Source organism: Mycolicibacterium phocaicum, from assembly GCF_010731115.1.
Taxonomy (GTDB): Bacteria; Actinomycetota; Actinomycetes; order Mycobacteriales; family Mycobacteriaceae; genus Mycobacterium; species Mycobacterium phocaicum.
In genome coordinates this window covers 2,034,794-2,053,086 of the sequence record NZ_AP022616.1, presented here as the reverse complement: position 1 = coordinate 2,053,086, position 18,293 = coordinate 2,034,794, and the positions used below count along the sequence as shown (strand labels likewise).

The following is an 18,293-nucleotide window of genomic DNA, read 5'->3' as shown; positions in this document are numbered from 1 at the left end:
GATGTCGGGAACGATTGGGCCCAACGAAAGGGGAGGGGCCGGCAGACCGCCGGTCCGTGACGTCACATCTGGTGCCGCGGCCCCTGGTCACGCTTCCAATATATGCCGCAAACCCGCAGGTGGGTATGCCTTTCTTGCGCGGGACCAGACAGACACTGATGCCCCTGCGCGCCAGGCATGCAGGGGCATCAGTGACTGCTGTCGAGGGTTAGGGCGAGCCCTCGGCGATGCGGCGGACCGCGTCGATGAACACGTCGATCTCCTCGAACGTGTTGTAGAACGCGAACGACGGACGCACCGTCGCCTCGAGTCCCAGGCGCCGCAGGATGGGCTGGGCACAGTGGTGCCCGGCCCGCACCGCGATACCTTCGGCGTTGAGCGCCTTGCCGACCTCCAACGGTTCGTGCCCGGCCAGCACGAAGGACAGCACGCTGGCCTTCTCGTCGGCCGTGCCCACCAGTCGCACTCCCGGAATGGCCGCCAACCGTGGGGTGGCGTACTCCAGCAGAGCGTGCTCGTAGGCCGCAATCCGTTCGATGCCAATGCGTTCCACGTAGCGGATCGCCTCACCGAGCCCGACGGCATCGGCGATGTTGCCGGTGCCGGCCTCGAACTTGTTGGGCGGACCCTGGAACACCGAACGCTCCAGTGTCACGTCGGCGATCATGTTGCCGCCACCCTGCCAGGGCGGGGTTTCGGCCAGCACATCCTCGCGTCCGTACAGCACGCCGATGCCCGTCGGCCCGAAGATCTTGTGCCCGGAGAACACAAAGAAATCCGCGCCGAGTTCGGCCACGTCGATCGGGATGTGCGGGATGGACTGCGCGCCGTCGATCAGGACTCGGGCCCCGTAGCGGTGGCCCAGTTCGACGATGGTCTTGACCGGCGTGACCGTGCCCAACGCATTCGAAACCTGCGTCGCTGCAACCAATTTCGTTCGCGGGCCCAGCAGGTCTTCGAACTCACTCAGCAACAGGTTGCCCGCATCGTCGACCGGCGCGACCTTGATCACCGCGCCCGTCTGCTGCGCAATCAGTTGCCACGGAACGATATTGGCGTGGTGCTCCAGGTGGGTGATGACGATCTCGTCGCCCGGACCCAGGTGCTTGCCACCCCACGAGTACGCCACCAAATTGATGGCCTCGGTCGTGCCGCGGACGAAGATGATCTCCTCGGTCTTCGACGCGCGGAGGAACCGCCGGACCGCCTCTCGGGCGTCCTCGTAGGCATCCGTGGCCCGCGCCGCCAGCTCATGCGCGGCCCGGTGGATGTTCGAGTTCTCGTGGGCGTAGAAGTACGCCAGCCGGTCGATGACCGACTGCGGCTTCTGCGTCGTCGCCGCGTTGTCGAACCAGATCAGCGGCTTGCCGTTGACCGTCTCCTTGAGGATCGGGAAGTCGGCGCGGATCGCGTGGACGTCGAAGACCTCGTGATCATCCTGGATGGACGGCACCGGTTCGACAGGCTCGGGAGCAACTGCCGGAGACTGCAGGAAGTAGTAGCTCCCGGCATCCTCCGATGGTGCCGGCGCAGCGGACCAGTTGAGATCGGGCACCGTCGGAACGGTGCCCGGCCACGTCGGAGCCGAACCACGGGGTGTGACAGGAGCGCTCGGCGTCCCCGCCAGCACACCCGGCACCGTCGGGACCAGACCCGACGGCACCGCGAACGCCTCCAGGCCACCGAACGGCGAGACCGGGCTCACCGCGTTACCGCGCGGTGCGACCGGCGCCGTGCCCGGCGGGATCCCTTCCGGCCCAGGCGAAGTCGGTGCCGGCGCGAACAGCTCTGGCACCGAGACGAACTCGCCGGGTGTGCCCGGGTGTGCCAGACCGGCCGCGGTGGCGGCCGCGGACGTTCCGGCGGTCGCATCCGGAGCCACCCCGCGCGGTGCCACCTGAGTGGTCACCGGCGGGCTGTCCGGGCCGGGGCGAAGGCTCGTGGCGTAGATCTGGCTGGCCAGCGCCGACAGGTCGTCCTCGCTCAGCGGCAGATCACTTGTACTCATGGAAGTGGTCCACTCCGACGTCCTCGAGGACCGCCAGCGCGTCGTCGGTGAGCACCGCCAGCGACGAGTACAGCGTGACCAGGTAGGACGCGATGGCCGACCGGTTGATGCCGGTGAAGCGGACCGACAGGCCCGGGGCCTGCTCGCCGACCAGGCCCGGCTGGAACAGCCCGACCACGCCCTGACGCTCCTCGCCGGTGCGGACCAGGATGAACTTCGTCTTCCCGTCCACGACCGGCACCTTGTCCGATGGGATGATCGGGATGCCGCGCCAGGTGATGAACTGGGCGCCGAACAGGCTGACCACTGGTGGCGGCACGCCGCGACGGGTGGCTTCGCGGCCGAACGCCGCCACGCCGAGCGGGTTGGTCAGGAAGAAGGCCGGGGTCTTCCATACCTTGGTGATCAGCGAGTCGAGGTCATCCGGGGTCGGGGTGCCGCGCAGCGTCTGGATGGTCTGCTCGGGCGTCACCTGCGACAGCAACCCGTACTCCGGGTTGTTGATCAGCTCGGACTCCTGGCGTTCCTTGATGGTCTCGATGGTCAGGCGCAGCTGCTGCGCGACCTGGTCGTGCGGGCTGGAGTAGAGGTCCGACACCCGGGTGTGCACGTCGAGCAGCGTCGAGATGGAGCGCAGCGTGTACTCGCGCGGGCTGGTCTCGTAGTCGACGTAGGTCTCGGGCAGCGGATCCTCGGTGCCCGAACCCTGCTCGGCGTGGATGGCGACCTGCTCGGGGTTCACCACGCGGTTCACGCGGTAGATACCGGCCTCGACAGGCACCCAGCTCAGCAGGTGCAGCAGGAATCGCGGGGTGATGGTCGACAGTTGCGGAACTGTCTTGGTGGCATTGGCTAGCTGCCTTGCGGCGAGATCGCCGAGGGCCTGCGATTCGTTCTGCGCAGACGTCATGGGGGGCTACCTCCGACGGGTTGTGATGGGGATGCGGCGGCCACGATACGGCTTTATGGGGGTCCCCACAGGGTTAGCGCGCAGCGTGGTTGAAACCCGGTTTGCTGTGACGAATTCGGCCGTGGCTTTTCTGCGTGAGTGCCGTATGGTAGGCGGCATGACCCACGACGGATCGCTGCGCATGCCCATGCGGCGCTGCTTCGTCGTGCCGTGTTGTTGTTGTTGATTTTCTGACGCCGGCCCTCTGCGTTCTGCCCGCCCTTCTTCTGGCGGAGCTTGTAAACGCGCTGTTCACAGCCTCCAGAAAGCAACACCGCAATGTTCTCCACTCTGCCCGCTCTGACCTCCGTTTCGCCGCTCGCGGCGGCCCGCAGCTCCGTCGCGGTCCGCCGGACCGTGCGCCGGGACGCCGAGATCACCCGGATGACCCGTTACCGCGGCGGCACCTATTCGCCGACCGTCGACACGGTGGTGTTCAGTGACGGAACGACGGCCCGCACCGACCTGATCCGGCTCAACCCGAACATCGACGCGTACTCGCTGGACTTCCTCGGCGTGGCCCCCACCCGGCCGTCGCAGTACCGGCCCGCGAACTGGTCGGCGGTCCCCAACGTGGCAGCGCGTGCCTTCGAGGCCGAGGTCGACTGGATCATCCGCAACTCGTACCCCACCCTGGGCACGGTTGAACTGAGTCGCCGGGTACGCGGGGCGGGTCACCTGAGCGGTGACGCGCACCTCGCCGAGCACGAGGCCATCGCCGCGACGCAGGCCGCGATCTGGCATTTCACCAACGGCCTGCGCTTGGACAACCGTCCTCTCAACGTGCCGGTTGCGGTCACGCGAGAGCCGGACGCCGTCACCTTCGAGTTCGACGGCGAACCCCAATTGGGTAGCTACACAGTCGAACTGACGAGTGACGCCGCCGTCTCGCTGGTGTTGCAGAAGTCCGTCGACGGGACGTCGTGGCGCGATGTCGCCGCGTCGGGGCTCAACGTCGCGGCGGGCTACGGGCGCCACCGCCGGGGCATCGGGGTCGGGGCCACCGCGTCGGACAGCCGGCCGGGCCGCCAGCACCGCGGTTACCGCTTCTACCGGTTGCAGATTCTCGCCGACAGCGGAGCATTCGTCGACATCGAGGACGTGACTTTCACGCTCCATGGGTCCGGCCACTACCGCAACGCCGAACGCGTTGTCGCGCTGTACAACTACCTCGTGGCCGGTGCCCAGGCGGCGCGGAGTCTGACGGTGGTGCCGCGGCTCATCGCGGACCGCGCAGTGGTGGCCGATGTGGTGGGTCCATTCCGGTTCGAGGCCACCGACGCCGCGACGCTCACCACCGTGGGTGGCAGCCTCGTCGACGCGGCAGGCGAGCCGATCACCACTCCGGTGCTTCCCGGGAGCGACGTCTACCTGCGGCCCGCGACGGCGACGCGCCGGGCGACGATCACCGCGAGTATGCCTGCGGCACAGAACGGTTTCGGCGGCCGCGTGATCACCGGCGTGGCGCACGACAGCAGCCTGACGCCTGTCGCCCTCGCGGTGCCGACCCCGACCGTCATCGACTTCGAGCTGACCTTCTAGCCCAGTGGGATTTGTGCACGATTTTCCGCGCGGTCCGCGGAAAATCGTGCACAAATCACTTGTCACATAGGCGCGTTGGCGGGCTGGAACACCCCGCTGCTGTCGGCCTCCTCTTCGGCGCGGATGACGTGCACGACGGCGTTGATCAACGCCAGGTGCGTGAACGCCTGCGGGAAGTTGCCCAGGTGCCGGCCGGTGCGCGGCTCGATCTCCTCGGCGTACAGGTGCAGCGGGCTGGCGAACGACAGCAGTTTCTCGCACAGGTGCCGGGCCCGGCTCACCTCGCCGATCTCGACGAGCGCCGACACCAGCCAGAACGAGCAGATGGTGAAAGTGCCTTCCTCGCCGGACAATCCGTCGTCGGTCTCCTCGGTGCGGTAGCGCAGCACCAGGCCTTCCTCGGTGAGTTCTTCGGCGATGGCCATCACGGTCGCGCGCACCCGCGGGTCGTCGGCCGGCAGGAACCGGGTGAGAATCGCCAGCAGCAGTGAGGCATCGAGGGCGTCGTCGCCGTAGCGTTGGGTCAGCACACCGCGCTTGTCGACACCGTGGGCCAGGACGTCGGCCTTGATCTCGTCGGCGATGGCACGCCACTGCTGCGCGTAGGACTTTTCCCCTTGCAGCTCAGCGAGTTTCGAGCCGCGATCCAATGCCACCCAGCACATGATCTTGCTGGAAGTGAAGTGTTGCGGTTCGCCGCGGACCTCCCAGATGCCGCGGTCGGGTTCCTTCCAGTGCTTGATCGCTTCTTCCACTTGGTTTTTCAGCACCGGCCAGAGCATCTCGGGAATCTGCTCACGGGATTTGGCGTGCAGGTACACCGAATCGAGCATGGTGCCCCAGATGTCGTGCTGCATCTGGTTGTAGGCGCCGTTGCCGATCCGGACCGGCCGCGAATAGTCGTAGCCGGACAGGTGGTGCAGTTCTTCCTCGACCAGGCTGCGTTCGCCGCCGACGCCGTACATCACCTGAAGGGGATGGCGCTCACCGTTGTTGGCGCCGGACACGTCGGCGATGAACGAGAAGAAGTCGTCGGCCTCGCGGTCCAGTCCCAGGGTGTACAGACCCCACAGCGCGAACGTGGAGTCCCGGATCCACGAGTACCGGTAATCCCAGTTCCGTTCGCCGTGAGGCGTTTCCGGCAGCGACGTGGTGCTCGCGGCCAGCAGCGCACCGGTCGGTGAGTACGTCAGGCCCTTCAATGTCAGCGCGCTGCGCTGCAGGTACGACCGCCACGGATGGTCCGGGAAGTCGCCGACGTTGATCCACTGGCGCCAGGCCTCGCTGGTCTTCCACATCTTGTCGGAGGCCTCGTCGAAGGTCTGCGGCGACGGGTGCTTGGACCACGACAGCGCGACGAAAACCTTGTCACCCTCGGTCAGCCGCGTCCGGGCCCGCGCTTCGTGGCCCTCCAGACCGATCCGCAGGTTCGTGGTCAGCCGCAGGGTCGGGTGCGCCTCCGGGTTCTTGCCGGCCCGCGCGATCGCCTCGCCGTAGGCCGCGGCCGAGTACTCCCACGTCGCGCTCTCGCGGTGGTAATCGAACGACGGCTCACAGCTCATGACGAACTCGACGGTGCCGCTGACACAGCGGACGGTGCGCAGCAGGATGTGCTCGGCGTCCCAGTCCATCGGGGTGCGACGGTGCGTGCGGGACCGGGTCTCGATGTCGTGCCACGGGCCCATCACGAGGGCGTCGCGCACGATGGCCCAGCCCGTGTGCGTCTGCCAGGTGGTCTCCAGTATCAATGAGCCCGGCAGGTACCGCCGCGCCGACGGCACCGTCACCCCGTAGGGCGCCAGGCGGAAGTGGCCGGCACCGCGGTCCAGGATCGAGCCGAAGACGCTGGGGGAGTCCGGCCGCGGCACGCACATCCACTCCACCGAGCCCGCGGACGAGATCAGGCAGGTGTTCTCGCAGTCGGACAGGAAGGCGTAATCCGCGATCGGCGGAAACGGCGTGCGGACCGCGGTCGAGATCGCACCGCCGGTCAGTGAATCGTCGCCCGCTGCGGCGAGGTGAGGAATCCCGTGGCCGTTCGCCAGGATGTGGCCTGGGTCGCTGGATTGGCCCGACTTGTCCGTTTGTGGCAGCACCATTCGCACATCATCGACTGCATCTGCGGTTGCCGTCCACCGAAAGCCCGGACGGGGCGTTCCCGTTTCGACCCAGCGCGATTCGAAAGGGCGCACACCGTAGGGTGGGAATCGATGAACGGCATTCTGAATTGGTGGGACGGCGTCGAGCTGTGGCTGTCCGGCCTGTCGTTCGTGGTGCAGACGATCATCGTGATGCCCGTGGTGCTGGCCCTCGCATATGGCCTGGCAGTGCTGCTCGACGTGGCGCTGGGCTACTCCATCACGCTGCTGCACCGGGCCCGCCACGTCGAGGAGGACGCACTGTGAACGGACTGCCGCAGTCCCGGGTGACGCTGATTCTGGTGCTGCTGGTGGTGCTGGTCATTGTCACGTGGCTGTTGACTCGCTGAGCAGTTGCTACCAGCCGACCTCTGATATTCTTCCCGCCATGCACGCAGCGTCCGGCACAACCGAGGGCCACATCCTGGCTCTCATCGCCGTGGGTACCCGCGCTGTTGCTGACGTCGCCTGTTGTCGCTGACCCGTTTCCGTCCGCGGTTTCTGGGATCGGCGTCGGCTTCTGCTATGCCCACGTGCTGATCAATCACCCTTGCCGTGTGACGGGTAGTCCATCCGTAAACCAGCAAGGAAGGTCCATCAATGCACAAGATCATCAAGAACTGGCGGCCCGCCACCGCGGTCGCCGCCGTCGTGGCCAGCACCACGGTGCTCGCCGCTTGCGGTGGCGGAGCGAGTGACACCGCCGGTGGTGGCGGTGCACAGTCGGGTGCCAACACCACCCTGACCCTGGTGGCCTACGCCGTGCCGGAACCCGGCTGGAGCAAGATCATCCCGGCGTTCGCCGCCACCCCTGAGGGCAAGGGCGTCGCCGTCACCACGTCGTACGGTGCCTCCGGTGACCAGTCGCGCAAGGTCGAATCCGGTGCCCCCGCCGACATCGTCAACTTCTCGGTGGAGCCCGACGTCACCCGCCTGGTGAAGGCCGGCAAGGTCAGCAAGGACTGGAACGCCGACGCCACGAAGGGCGTCCCGTTCGGTTCGGTGGTGTCGCTGGTCGTGCGCAAGGGCAACCCCAAGGGCATCAAGGACTGGGACGACCTGCTCAAGCCGGGCGTCGAGGTCGTCACCCCGAGCCCGCTGAGCTCGGGCTCGGCCAAGTGGAACCTGCTGGCGCCGTACGCCGCGAAGAGCAACGGCGGCAAGGACGCCCAGGGCGGCATCGACTACATCCGGCAGCTCGTCGTCGAGCACGTCAAGACCCGTCCGGGCTCGGGCCGGGAAGCCACCGACCTGTTCCTGCACGGAACCGGTGACGTGCTGATCAGCTACGAGAACGAAGCCATCAACGTCGAGCGGCAGGGCAAGGACGTCGAGCACGTCAACCCCGCGCAGACCTTCAAGATCGAGAACCCGGTTGCGGTCTTGAACACCGGTCAGCACCAGGACAAGGCCAACGCGCTGAAGAACTTCCTGTTCACCGCGGAAGGACAGAAGTTGTGGGCGCAGGCCGGATTCCGTCCGGTCGATCCGGCCGTGACCGCTGAGTTCGCCAAGGACTTCCCGACCCCTGAGAAGCTGTGGACCATCGCTGACCTCGGTGGATGGAAGACGGTCGATCCGGCGTTGTTCGACAAGGAAAACGGCAGCATCACCAAGATCTACAAGCAGGCCACTGGATGACATCCGCTGTTGAGTTCGACGACATCCCGGCCCGGTCCGAGTCCACCAATGGTGGCTCGGCCGGGCCGGGGTCCGGCGTGAAGCATGCCTTCGGCACCACGTCGTTGCGCGTGGGCGCGGCGAGCATCTGGCTGTCCGTCATCGTGCTGCTGCCGCTCGCCGCGATCCTGGTTCAATCCGCGCGTGGCGGCTGGGGGTACTTCTGGTCCGCCGTCACGTCGAACTCGGCCATCGCGTCCTTCCGGGTGACGCTCGAGGTCTCGGCGGCCGTCGCGCTCATCAACCTGGTCTTCGGGTTGTTGGTGGCGTGGGTGCTGACGCGCGACGACTTCGTCGGTAAGCGACTGGTGGACGCCGTCATCGACCTGCCGTTCGCGCTGCCGACCATCGTGGCGAGCCTCGTGATGCTGGCGCTGTACGGTCCGGCCAGCCCGGTCGATCTGCATCTGCAGCACACCAAGTGGGGCATCGGCGTCGCGCTGCTGTTCGTCACGCTGCCGTTCGTGGTGCGATCGGTGCAGCCGGTGCTGCTCGAACTGGACCACGAAACCGAAGAGGCGGCCGCGTCACTCGGCGCCAACAACTTCGTGATCTTCACCAAGGTCGTGCTGCCGGCACTGCTGCCGTCACTGCTGTCGGGTGCGGGCCTGGCCTTCTCCCGCGCCATCGGCGAATTCGGTTCGGTGGTGCTGATCGGCGGTGCGGTGCCCGGCGAGACCGAGGTGTCGTCGCAGTGGATCCGCACCCTGATCGAGAACGACGACCGCACCGGTGCGGCCGCGATCTCGATTGTGCTGCTGGTGATTTCGTTCCTGGTGCTGTTCGTGTTGCGGGTCATCGGATCGCGGGCGGCCAAGCGTGAGGAGCTTGCGCCATGACCCTCTCGCCGGTGGTTCGTTACCTCGCCCGCTACCTGGCGCTGGCGTACATCACGATCCTCGTCATCGTGCCCGTCGGACTGATCTTGTGGCGTACGTTCCAGCCCGGCTTCGGCGCGTTCATCACCCAGATCACCACGCCGGCAGCCATTTCCGCGCTGCAGCTGTCACTGCTCGTCGTTGCCATCGTGGTGCCGCTCAACGTGCTGTTCGGGGTACCGACCGCATTGGTGTTGGCGCGCAACCGGTTCCGCGGAAAGAGCGTGCTGCAGGCCGTGATCGACCTGCCGTTCGCGGTGTCGCCCGTCGTCGTGGGTGTCGCCCTGATCCTGTTGTGGGGATCGGCCGGCCTGCTCGGCTTCGTCGAGAACAGCTGGGGCCTGAAGATCATCTTCGGCTTCCCCGGCATCGTGCTGGCGAGCATCTTCGTGACGGTGCCGTTCGTGATCCGCGAGGTCGAACCGGTGCTGCACGAACTGGGCACCGACCAGGAAGAGGCGGCATCCACCCTCGGCGCGCAATGGTGGCAGACGTTCTGGCGGATCACGCTGCCGTCCATCCGCTGGGGCCTGACCTACGGCATCGTCCTGACCGTCGCCCGCACGCTGGGGGAGTACGGCGCCGTCATCATGGTGTCCTCCAATCTGCCCGGCCAGTCCCAGACCCTCACCCTGCTGGTCTCGGACCGGTACAGCCGCGGCGCCGAGTATGGCGCCTATGCCGTGTCGACGCTGCTGATGGCCGTCGCGGTGATCGTGCTGATCGTGCAGGTAATCCTCGACGCCCGGCGTGTCCGGGCGGCACAATAGCCTTTCGATAGGAAGAAACCGATCATGAGTGACGAGCAGAAGCAGGGCAGCACTCCCGCCATCACGGTGCGCGGCGCCAACAAGCGCTACGGCGACTTCGCGGCCCTCGACAACGTCGACTTCGACGTGCCCGAAGGTTCGCTGACGGCGCTGCTGGGCCCCAGTGGGTCGGGTAAGTCCACGCTGTTGCGGGCCATCGCCGGCCTCGACACCCCGGACACCGGCACCATCACCATCAAGGGCAACGACGTCACCGGGGTGCCGCCGCAGCGGCGCGGCATCGGGTTCGTCTTCCAGCACTATGCGGCGTTCAAACACCTCACGGTGCGCGAGAACGTCGCGTTCGGGTTGAAGATCCGCAAGAAGCCGAAGGCCGAGATCCAGGAGAAGGTCGACAGCCTGCTCGAGGTGGTGGGGCTCAGCGGTTTCCAGACGCGCTACCCCAGCCAGCTCTCCGGCGGTCAGCGCCAGCGCATGGCGCTGGCCCGCGCGCTCGCGGTCGATCCTCAGGTGCTGCTGCTCGACGAGCCGTTCGGCGCCCTCGACGCCAAGGTGCGTGACGACCTGCGCAGCTGGCTGCGCCGCCTGCACGACGAGGTGCACGTGACCACCGTGCTCGTCACGCACGACCAGGCCGAGGCGCTCGACGTCGCCGACCGGATCGCGGTGCTCAACAAGGGCCGCATCGAGCAGGTCGGGTCGCCGACCGAGGTCTACGACAGCCCGGCCAACCCGTTCGTGATGTCGTTCCTGGGCGCCGTGTCGACCATCAACGGGACGCTGGTGCGCCCCCACGACATCCGCGTGGGCCGCAACCCCGACATGGCCATTTCCCAGGCCGACGACGACGTCGCGGCCACCGGAGTGCTGCGGGCCAAGGTCGACCGTGTCGTCGTGCTGGGCTTCGAGGTGCGCGTCGAGCTGACGACCGCGGCGGACCACACGCCGTTCACCGCGCAGATCACCCGCGGCGACGCCGAAGCGCTGCAGCTCCTCGAGGGCGACACCGTGTACGTCCGGGCCACCCGCATCCCGCCGATCGCGGGACAGACGCAAGAGGTCGAGGCGGTCCTCGCCGGGGCCTGAGCCACAAGGGATCACGCACCGCGGCCGCGCAACCGGACTGGTTGCGCGGCCGCGGTGTTTTGTCGTTGAGCCTGTAACCAGGGCGTAGAAGCGCGAGTGGCGTTGACCCTGGTTACCGGGTCAACGCCACTGGGCCGAATACCAGCCGAAGCTCAGATGTACATCGCGGGGTCGATGTAGGTCGTCGGGTCGACCGCGGGCTCGCGCTGCTTCTCGGTGCGGGGGCGCACGATCGCCGGGATGCCGGTGGCAATGGAGTCTGCCGGAACATCGTGTGTCACAACGGCGTTCGCGCCGACGGCAGAGTCGTCGCCGATGAGGATGGGGCCGAGTACCTTGGCGCCGGCGCCGACGGTCACCCGGTTGCCGATGGTGGGGTGGCGCTTGCCCTTGTTGAGGCTGCGACCGCCCAGCGTCACGCCGTGGTAGACCATGACGTCGTCGCCGATCTCGGTGGTCTCGCCGATCACCACACCCATGCCGTGATCGATGAAGAACCGACGCCCGATGGTCGCGCCCGGGTGAATCTCGATGCCCGTGAAAAACCGGGTTGCCTGAGCCAGCACGCGGGCCGGGCCGCGCCAGGCCGGCCTGGCCCACAGCCGGTGCGCCAGGCGGTGCGACCAGATGGCATGCAGGCCTGAGTACACCAGGGCGTTCTCGAAGTCTCCGCGTCCTGCCGGGTCGTGGCTGCGTGCGTTGTCCAGGTCCTCACGGAGGGTGGAGAACAGCGTCATATCCCTGTCTTTTTCCCGTCGCTTCGCTCGTCCGGTCAGTCCCGGATGTGCTCGTACAGCGCCGTGGAGACGTACCGCTCGCCGAAGTCGGGGATGACCACCACGATGAGCTTGCCGTCGTTCTCGGGGCGCTTGGCGAGCTGCAGGGCCGCCCAGACGTTGGCACCCGCCGAGATGCCGCCGAGGATGCCCTCTTGGGTGCCCAGCTGCCGCGCCACCTCGATGGCATCCGGGAAGGAGACGTCGATGATCTCGTCGTAGACGGCGCGGTCCAGCACCTCGGGGATGAAGTTCGCGCCGATGCCCTGAATCTTGTGCGGCCCGGCCTGGCCGCCGGTGAGGATGGGGGAGTCGACCGGCTCGACGCCGACGATCTTCACGTCGGGCTTGCGCTCCTTCAAGACGTGCCCGACGCCCGTCAGAGTGCCGCCGGTGCCGATACCGGCGACGAAGATGTCGACCTCACCGTCGGTGTCGGCCCAGACCTCCTCGGCCGTGGTCTTCGCGTGGATCGCGGGGTTGGCCGGGTTGGCGAACTGATCGGCCGCGACCGAGTTGGGGGTGTCGGCGAGGATCTGCTTGGCCTTGGCGACCGCGCCGGCCATACCTTCGGAGCCCGGCGTCAGCACGATCTCGGCGCCGAACGCGCGCAGCATGACGCGCCGCTCCAGGGACATGGTCTCCGGCATGGTCAGGATGACCTTGTAGCCACGGGCCGCGCCCACCAGCGCCAGCGCGATGCCCGTGTTGCCGCTCGTGGCCTCCACGATGGTGCCACCGGGCTTGAGTTCACCGGACTGCTCCGCGGCGTCGACGATCGCCACACCGATGCGGTCCTTCACGCTGTTCGCCGGGTTGTAGAACTCCAGCTTCGCCACGACCTGCGCGCCGGCGCCCTCGGTCAACCGATTGAGCCGGACCAGCGGCGTGCGCCCGACCAATTCGGTGACATTGGCGTAGATCTTGCCCATCGGTGACCTCTCGTCGGCGCTAGCTTGGTGAAATTGTGGTGCCCGCGCAGGCACCTGCCGAATCTGCTGAATCGCAGGTGCTCCGTCAAGGGTTTCATTCATCACAAAATCTATCTGCTTGGGACAACGCGTGCCCCACGGGTCGGTATTTCACACCTCGATGCGGGAGCCCAGGATCACCGTGCGGTCGGACGGCAGCTGGAAATAGGCCGCGGCGTCGGACGTGATGTATGACGTCCCGATGAAAAGCCTTGTCCGCCAGGGTGCCATCGACGGTTCCTTGCCCATCACCAGATCGACCTTCGACAGGAAATAGGTCGCGCCCGCGAGATCCAGCGGCCCCTCGGTTTGGGCTGAGTTCAGCTGCGCCAGCGCGGCGGGGACGTCGGGCCGGTCCATGTATCCGTAGGTGGCGGTGACGTGGATGATGCCGTCGTCGCGGTAGCCCAGGTCGTCGACCGCCAGCCGGGCGCCGTCGGCGACCCTCGGCACCGTCGCGGTCTCGAGCGACAGCACCACCACATGCTCGTGCAGCATCCGGTTGTACTTCACGTTGGCGCGCATGGCCAGCGGGGCGGTCTCGATGCCGCGGTTGAGAAACACCGCGGTCCCCGGCACCCGGGTCAGCGGCGGCTCGCTCGTGACGATCGATTCGACGAACTGCCGCAGGGGGCCTTCGACGGCGTCGCGGGCCCGCGTCACCACCGCACGGCCGTCCTGCCACGTTGTCATCACCGTGAACGCGATCAACCCGATCAGCAACGGCAGCCAGGCGCCGTGTACCAGCTTGGTGAGGTTGGCGGCGAGGAACAGCAGGTCCACGGTGAGCAGCGGCGCGCCGATCGCGACGACGGACCACAGCGGCCAGTTCCACCGGGCGCGCGCGATGTTGAGGAACAACAGCGTGGTGATGGTGATGGTCCCGGTGACCGCCATGCCGTAGGCGTAGCCGAGTGCCGCGGAGCTGCGGAAGGCGAAGACCAGGGTCAGCACGGCGATCAGCAGCATGCTGTTGATCCACGGCACGTAGATCTGGCCCATCGTGGACGCCGACGTGTGCAGGATCCGCAGCCGCGGCAGGTAGCCGAGGTGCGCGGCCTGGGCCGCTACGGAGAATGCCCCCGTGATCACCGCCTGCGACGCGATCACGGTCGCCGCCGTGGCCAGCAGGACCATCGGCAGCCGGCCCCATTCGGGCGTCAGCAGGAAGAACGGGGCGTCGTGGACGTTCGGATTCTGCAGCAGCAGCGCGCCCTGCCCGAAGTAGCTCAGCATGCACGCCGGGAACACCAGCAGCAGCCACGCGAAAGTGATCGGTTTACGGCCGAAATGCCCCATGTCGGCGTACAGGGCCTCGGCGCCGGTCACCGACAACACCACGGCGGCCAGCGCGAAGAACGCGATGTGGAAGTGTCCGGCCATGAAACTCAGCGCGTACAGCGGATTCAGCGCGCGCAGGATCTCGGGCTCTCTGATGATGCCGCCGACACCGCAGGCGCCGATCACCGTGAACCACACGATCATCACCGGACCGAAGAACCGGCCGACGACCGCGGTGCCGCGGTGCTGCACGCTGAACAACGCGATGATGATCACCGCGGTGATGGGCACCACCCAGTCCGAAAGGCCAGGGTCGATGGTTTTCGAGCCTTCGACGGCCGACAGCACCGAGATGGCCGGGGTGATCATCGAGTCACCGAAAAACAGTGCGGCACCCAGGATTCCGAGCGCGGCGAGGAAGGAGGCGGTGCGCCTGCCGAGCTTGTCCGACGACTGCTTCACCAGGGTGATCAGCGCCATGACGCCGCCCTCACCGTCGTTGTCGGCGCGCATCACCAAGCTGACGTAGGTGATGGTGACGATCAGCATCACCGACCAGAACACCAGGGAGACGACGCCGTAGATGTTGTCGTGGCCGATCGGCACCGGATGTGGATCATCGGGATTGAACAGCGTCTGCATGGTGTAGATCGGGCTGGTGCCGATGTCGCCGAAGACGACGCCCAGGGCGCTGATGGCCAGGCCCGCTCCCAGCCCCTTCCGACCGGTGTCGGGGTGTGTGCCCACGCGCGGTGTCTCCTTCGTCCGGATCGTTGGCCGACCGTCCGGATCGTAGGCGACGTAGCCGTGACGTGTGATCAGGTTCGAATTGCACCCGACGGCGGGTTGCGGCGGTTGACCCGCCGGCACAGCAGCAGGACCGATGCCGGCAGCGCCATCATGGACAGCAATTGCAGCAGGTCAGACATCAGCGGTCCCGAATATTCGCATGAATGCGAGTCAACCGGCGGCGGCGCCGCGGTGCCACGATCCATACGCAATCCATACGGCAGCGGCCGCGGTCTTGCCGGGATTCAGACGGTCTTCGATCAGGCGGCGCGCGGAACCGCGGCGACCTCGTCGAAGCGGTCCAGCACGGTTTCGGCGACGAGCCGGTGTGCGCCCAGGGGCTGTGCCATCGGAACCCCTTGGGCAGCAGCGAATTTGGCGACCCGGTCGGTGATCGTGCCGTGGGCGAGGAACCAGGGCGCGATGACCAGGCGCGTCGCACCCTGATCCAGCAGCAGCTCGGCGGCTTCGGCCAGGCTGGCGTGCGGACCAGTGGCGAAAGCCGTCGTGGCGCGCCAGTGGGTGCCCGCGACCAGCCCGGTGGCCACGGTGGCGGTGCGCGCGTTGGCCGCGGCCGACGACGATCCGACGGCCGTCACCAGGACGCCGACGCCGGCGTCCAGCCGGGACACCCCGGAGTGGGTGAGCCGCTGGCTCAGCACGTGGATCAGCCGGTCGTCCTCGCCGAGGACGGCGGCCTGCCGGACCGCCGGATTGGCGTCGGCGATCATCGCGGGGATGTCGATGCGCGCGTGGTAGGCGTCGGCCAGCAGCAGCGGCACCACAACGCCGTCGGCGGGGACGTCGGCGAGCACGTCCCGCAGATTCGGCGAATTCTGTTCGCAGAACGCCACTTTGACGTCGACGTCGCGCCGCAGGGTGGCCACCGTTCGGGCCACCTCGCGGGCGTTCGCCGCAGACCGCGGATCGGCGCTGCCGTGCGCGGTGAGGATCAGTTGCACGAGTTCTCTCCCGTCGCTGCGCTCGCCCAGGGCGAACTCAGGACGCGTGCAGACCGCACTCGGTCTTGGCCAGACCGGCCCAGCGACCACTGCGGGGATCAGCGCCCTCGGCCGGCTTCTGGGTGCACGGTGCGCAGCCGATGGACGGATAGCCTTCGTCCACAAGCGGATTCACCAGAATGCCGTTGGCTTCGATGTATTCCTGCATCTGCTCGTCGCTCCACGCGGCGATCGGGTTGATCTTCACCAGACCGAACGCCTCGTCGAAACTGATCAGCGGAGCGTTGGCGCGCGTCGGCGCCTCGACCCGGCGGATACCCGTGACCCACGCCGAGTAGCCCTTGAGCGCCTTGGACAGCGGCTGGACCTTACGCAGATTGCAGCACCGGGCGGCATCGCTGGCGAACAGATCCTTGCCCACCAGCTGGTCCTGCTCGGCCACGGTCTGCTCGGGCGTCACGTTCACGATGTTCACGCCGTAGACGGCCTCGACGGCATCCCGGGTGCCGATGGTCTCGGCGAAGTGGTAGCCGGTGTCCAGGAACAGGACGTCGACGCCGGGATGGACTTTCGCCGCCATCTCGACCAGAACCGCGTCCTGCATGTTGGAGGCCACGACGTACTGCCCGGAGAAATTCTCCTCGACCCAGCGCAGCAGTTCCTCGGCAGTGGCGTCGGCCAGTTCGGCAGCGCCGCGCGCCGCAAGTTCCCGTAGGTCGGTTTCTGAAACGTCCGTCATATCAGCGGTCACCTCAAGTCAGCTTCGTCGGCCCGAATGGCCCACTGGGCGAAACGCTCGCCGGCCTCGCGTTGTTTCACGAAGTTGCGCACGACACGGTCGATGTAGTCACCCAGCTCGGTGGCCAGCACCTTGTGCTGACGCAGCTTGCGTCCGAAACCGCTGTCCAGGCCCAGGCTGCCGCCCAGGTGCACCTGGAAGCCCTCCTCGGGGCCGTTGCCGTCGTCGATCATCTGGCCCTTGAAACCGATGTCGGCGATCTGGATGCGGGCGCACGAGTTGGGGCAGCCGTTGAGGTTGATGGTGACCGGCACGTCCAGTTCGGCGTTCAGGTCGGCAAGGCGCTGCTCCAGCTCCGGGACCAGCGTCTGGGCCCGCACCCGGGTCTCGGCGAACGACAGCTTGCAGTACTCGATGCCGGTGCATGCCATCAGGTTCTTGCGCCAGTGCGACGGCCGGGTCTGCAGACCCAGCGCGTCCAGGCCGGCGACGAGTTCCTCGACCTTGTCGTCGGGCACGTCGAGGATGACCAGTTTCTGGTAGGGGGTCAGGCGGATTCGGTCGGAGCCGGCGGCCTCGGCCAGGTCGGCGACCTTGGTCAGGATGGTGCCCGACGAGCGGCCGGCGATGGCCGCGACGCCGACGGCGTTCAGGCCGTTCTTCAGCTTCTGCACACCGACGTGGTCGATGGTGTGCGGCACCTGCTCGGGGGCCGGGCCGTCGATGAGGGGGCGCTTCAGGTATTCCTGTTCGAGAACTTCCCTGAATTGTTCTACGCCCCAGTCCTTGATCAGGAACTTCAGGCGGGCCTTGGAGCGCAGGCGGCGGTAGCCGTAGTCGCGGAAGACCTTGGTGATGCCTTCCCAGACCTCGGGCACCTCGGCCAGCGGCACCCAGGCGCCGAGGCGCTGGGCGAGCATCGGGTTGGTGGACAGGCCACCGCCGACCCAGACGTCCAGACCCGGGCCGTGCTCGGGGTGGTTGACGCCGATGAAGGCGATGTCGTTGATCTCGTGCGCGACGTCCTGCAGACCCGAGATGGCGGTCTTGTACTTACGCGGCAGGTTCGAGAACTCGGGGTTGCCGACGTAGCGGCGCACGATCTCGTCGACCGCCCAGCTCGGATCGAGCACCTCGGTGAGGGACTCACCCGACAGCGGGCCGCCGAGCACGACGCGCGGGCAGTCGCCGCACGCCTCGGTCGTCTGCAGGCCGACAGATTCGAGGCGACGCCAGATCTCCGGCACGTCCTCGACCCGGATCCAGTGGTACTGGATGTTCTCGCGGTCGGTGATGTCGGCGCTGTCGCGCGCGAACTCGACCGAGATCTCGCCGATGGTCCGCAGCGCGGCGCTGGTCAGGGCGCCGCCGTCGCAGCGCACCCGCATCATGAAGTACGGCGCCTCCAGCATGTCGGCGTTGTCGTCGCCGGTGAAGGTGCCGTCGTAGCCCTGCTCGCGCTGGGTGTACAGGCCCATCCAGCGGTAGCGCCCGCGGAGATCGTCCTTGCTGATCGACTCGAAGCCCTGCTTGGAGTGCACATCGATGATGCGCTGCCGCACGTTTAGGGCGTCGTCCTCCTGCTTGAACACCTCGTTGGGGTTCAGCGGCTCACGATTGCCCAGCGCCCACTGGCCTTCGTCGCGGGTCTTGGCGGGTTTTGCTGTTGTCACTGGGTGGTTTCCTTCGCGCAAGAGCAGGCGTTGGATCACGCGTACACCGGG

At 67.2% G+C, this 18,293-nt stretch carries 16 protein-coding genes; 7 read left to right on the top strand and 9 right to left on the bottom strand.

Annotated features, from left to right (window positions below; genetic code table 11):
- Positions 1 to 208: 208 nt before the first annotated feature.
- A complete protein-coding gene (locus G6N46_RS09930) occupies positions 209 to 2,008 on the bottom strand; it encodes a family 2A encapsulin nanocompartment cargo protein cysteine desulfurase (protein WP_138248427.1) in 1,800 nt (599 codons plus the stop codon).
- Positions 1,995 to 2,918 (bottom strand): family 2A encapsulin nanocompartment shell protein, encoded by a 924-nt coding sequence (locus tag G6N46_RS09925; protein WP_138248428.1) that lies wholly within the window; start codon positions 2,916 to 2,918, stop codon positions 1,995 to 1,997. Before G6N46_RS09925 ends, G6N46_RS09930 begins: the two co-directional genes overlap by 14 nt.
- 318 nt (positions 2,919 to 3,236) lie before the next feature.
- Between G6N46_RS09925 and G6N46_RS09920 the strand changes: the two genes are divergently transcribed.
- Positions 3,237 to 4,499, top strand: coding sequence for a thioester domain-containing protein (locus G6N46_RS09920; RefSeq protein WP_138248429.1), 1,263 nt, complete (start codon positions 3,237 to 3,239; stop codon positions 4,497 to 4,499).
- Between the two features lie 62 nt (positions 4,500 to 4,561).
- Here the strand turns inward: G6N46_RS09920 and G6N46_RS09915 are convergent, their stop codons facing one another.
- Positions 4,562 to 6,598 carry a glycoside hydrolase family 15 protein gene (locus tag G6N46_RS09915; protein WP_110767782.1) on the bottom strand — a complete coding sequence of 679 codons (2,037 nt, stop codon included), beginning with the start codon at positions 6,596 to 6,598 and terminating at the stop codon, positions 4,562 to 4,564.
- A gap of 111 nt (positions 6,599 to 6,709) precedes the next feature.
- Between G6N46_RS09915 and G6N46_RS09910 the strand changes: the two genes are divergently transcribed.
- The 6 genes from G6N46_RS09910 to G6N46_RS09890 all read left to right on the top strand — a co-directional run bounded on the left by G6N46_RS09910 (position 6,710) and on the right by G6N46_RS09890 (position 11,051).
- On the top strand, positions 6,710 to 6,904 hold the full coding sequence (locus G6N46_RS09910) for a hypothetical protein (RefSeq protein WP_020102126.1): 195 nt from the start codon (positions 6,710 to 6,712) through the stop codon (positions 6,902 to 6,904).
- Positions 6,816 to 7,118 carry an Ms4533A family Cys-rich leader peptide gene (locus G6N46_RS29050; RefSeq protein WP_407665090.1) on the top strand — a complete coding sequence of 101 codons (303 nt, stop codon included), beginning with the start codon at positions 6,816 to 6,818 and terminating at the stop codon, positions 7,116 to 7,118. Before G6N46_RS09910 ends, G6N46_RS29050 begins: the two co-directional genes overlap by 89 nt.
- A 119-nt stretch (positions 7,119 to 7,237) precedes the next feature.
- A complete protein-coding gene (locus tag G6N46_RS09905; protein WP_138248430.1) occupies positions 7,238 to 8,278 on the top strand; it encodes a sulfate ABC transporter substrate-binding protein in 1,041 nt (346 codons plus the stop codon).
- A complete protein-coding gene (gene cysT / locus G6N46_RS09900) occupies positions 8,275 to 9,156 on the top strand; it encodes a sulfate ABC transporter permease subunit CysT (protein ID WP_174814038.1) in 882 nt (293 codons plus the stop codon). Before G6N46_RS09905 ends, cysT begins: the two co-directional genes overlap by 4 nt.
- Positions 9,153 to 9,965, top strand: coding sequence for a sulfate ABC transporter permease subunit CysW (gene cysW, locus G6N46_RS09895; RefSeq protein ID WP_138248431.1), 813 nt, complete (start codon positions 9,153 to 9,155; stop codon positions 9,963 to 9,965). Before cysT ends, cysW begins: the two co-directional genes overlap by 4 nt.
- 24 nt (positions 9,966 to 9,989) lie before the next feature.
- Positions 9,990 to 11,051 carry a sulfate/molybdate ABC transporter ATP-binding protein gene (locus tag G6N46_RS09890; protein ID WP_138248432.1) on the top strand — a complete coding sequence of 354 codons (1,062 nt, stop codon included), beginning with the start codon at positions 9,990 to 9,992 and terminating at the stop codon, positions 11,049 to 11,051.
- A 152-nt stretch (positions 11,052 to 11,203) separates the two neighbouring features.
- Here G6N46_RS09890 and epsC read toward each other — a convergent pair whose 3' ends face one another.
- From epsC to G6N46_RS09860, 6 genes are all read right to left on the bottom strand, one after another.
- Positions 11,204 to 11,788: a serine O-acetyltransferase EpsC gene (epsC, locus tag G6N46_RS09885; RefSeq protein ID WP_138248433.1), complete on the bottom strand. Its 585-nt coding sequence runs from the start codon at positions 11,786 to 11,788 to the stop codon at positions 11,204 to 11,206.
- 35 nt (positions 11,789 to 11,823) lie between these two features.
- Positions 11,824 to 12,759 carry a cysteine synthase A gene (gene cysK, locus G6N46_RS09880; protein WP_138248434.1) on the bottom strand — a complete coding sequence of 312 codons (936 nt, stop codon included), beginning with the start codon at positions 12,757 to 12,759 and terminating at the stop codon, positions 11,824 to 11,826.
- Between the two features lie 150 nt (positions 12,760 to 12,909).
- Positions 12,910 to 14,826 (bottom strand): potassium transporter Kup, encoded by a 1,917-nt coding sequence (locus G6N46_RS09875; protein WP_138248435.1) that lies wholly within the window; start codon positions 14,824 to 14,826, stop codon positions 12,910 to 12,912.
- A gap of 302 nt (positions 14,827 to 15,128) precedes the next feature.
- A complete protein-coding gene (locus G6N46_RS09870) occupies positions 15,129 to 15,830 on the bottom strand; it encodes a sirohydrochlorin chelatase (RefSeq protein WP_138248436.1) in 702 nt (233 codons plus the stop codon).
- 37 nt (positions 15,831 to 15,867) lie between these two features.
- On the bottom strand, positions 15,868 to 16,569 hold the full coding sequence (locus tag G6N46_RS09865) for a phosphoadenylyl-sulfate reductase (RefSeq protein ID WP_138248437.1): 702 nt from the start codon (positions 16,567 to 16,569) through the stop codon (positions 15,868 to 15,870).
- 8 nt (positions 16,570 to 16,577) lie between these two features.
- Positions 16,578 to 18,242 carry a nitrite/sulfite reductase gene (locus G6N46_RS09860; protein ID WP_138248438.1) on the bottom strand — a complete coding sequence of 555 codons (1,665 nt, stop codon included), beginning with the start codon at positions 18,240 to 18,242 and terminating at the stop codon, positions 16,578 to 16,580.
- Between the last annotated feature and the right edge of the window lie 51 nt (positions 18,243 to 18,293).

What these genes read in the sequence shown, in the direction of transcription:
- G6N46_RS09920 (WP_138248429.1), top strand. Translation starts at nt 3,237, where the DNA reads ATGTTCTCCACTCTGCCCGCTCTGACCTCCGTTTCGCCGCTCGCGGCG.
- epsC (WP_138248433.1), bottom strand. Translation starts at nt 11,788, where the DNA reads ATGACGCTGTTCTCCACCCTCCGTGAGGACCTGGACAACGCACGCAGC.
- cysT (WP_174814038.1), top strand. Translation starts at nt 8,275, where the DNA reads ATGACATCCGCTGTTGAGTTCGACGACATCCCGGCCCGGTCCGAGTCC.
- G6N46_RS09925 (WP_138248428.1), bottom strand. Translation starts at nt 2,918, where the DNA reads ATGACGTCTGCGCAGAACGAATCGCAGGCCCTCGGCGATCTCGCCGCA.
- G6N46_RS09905 (WP_138248430.1), top strand. Translation starts at nt 7,238, where the DNA reads ATGCACAAGATCATCAAGAACTGGCGGCCCGCCACCGCGGTCGCCGCC.
- G6N46_RS09930 (WP_138248427.1), bottom strand. Translation starts at nt 2,008, where the DNA reads ATGAGTACAAGTGATCTGCCGCTGAGCGAGGACGACCTGTCGGCGCTG.
- G6N46_RS09910 (WP_020102126.1), top strand. Translation starts at nt 6,710, where the DNA reads ATGAACGGCATTCTGAATTGGTGGGACGGCGTCGAGCTGTGGCTGTCC.
- G6N46_RS09890 (WP_138248432.1), top strand. Translation starts at nt 9,990, where the DNA reads ATGAGTGACGAGCAGAAGCAGGGCAGCACTCCCGCCATCACGGTGCGC.
- cysK (WP_138248434.1), bottom strand. Translation starts at nt 12,759, where the DNA reads ATGGGCAAGATCTACGCCAATGTCACCGAATTGGTCGGGCGCACGCCG.
- G6N46_RS29050 (WP_407665090.1), top strand. Translation starts at nt 6,816, where the DNA reads ATGGCCTGGCAGTGCTGCTCGACGTGGCGCTGGGCTACTCCATCACGC.
- G6N46_RS09915 (WP_110767782.1), bottom strand. Translation starts at nt 6,598, where the DNA reads ATGGTGCTGCCACAAACGGACAAGTCGGGCCAATCCAGCGACCCAGGC.
- cysW (WP_138248431.1), top strand. Translation starts at nt 9,153, where the DNA reads ATGACCCTCTCGCCGGTGGTTCGTTACCTCGCCCGCTACCTGGCGCTG.
- G6N46_RS09865 (WP_138248437.1), bottom strand. Translation starts at nt 16,569, where the DNA reads ATGACGGACGTTTCAGAAACCGACCTACGGGAACTTGCGGCGCGCGGC.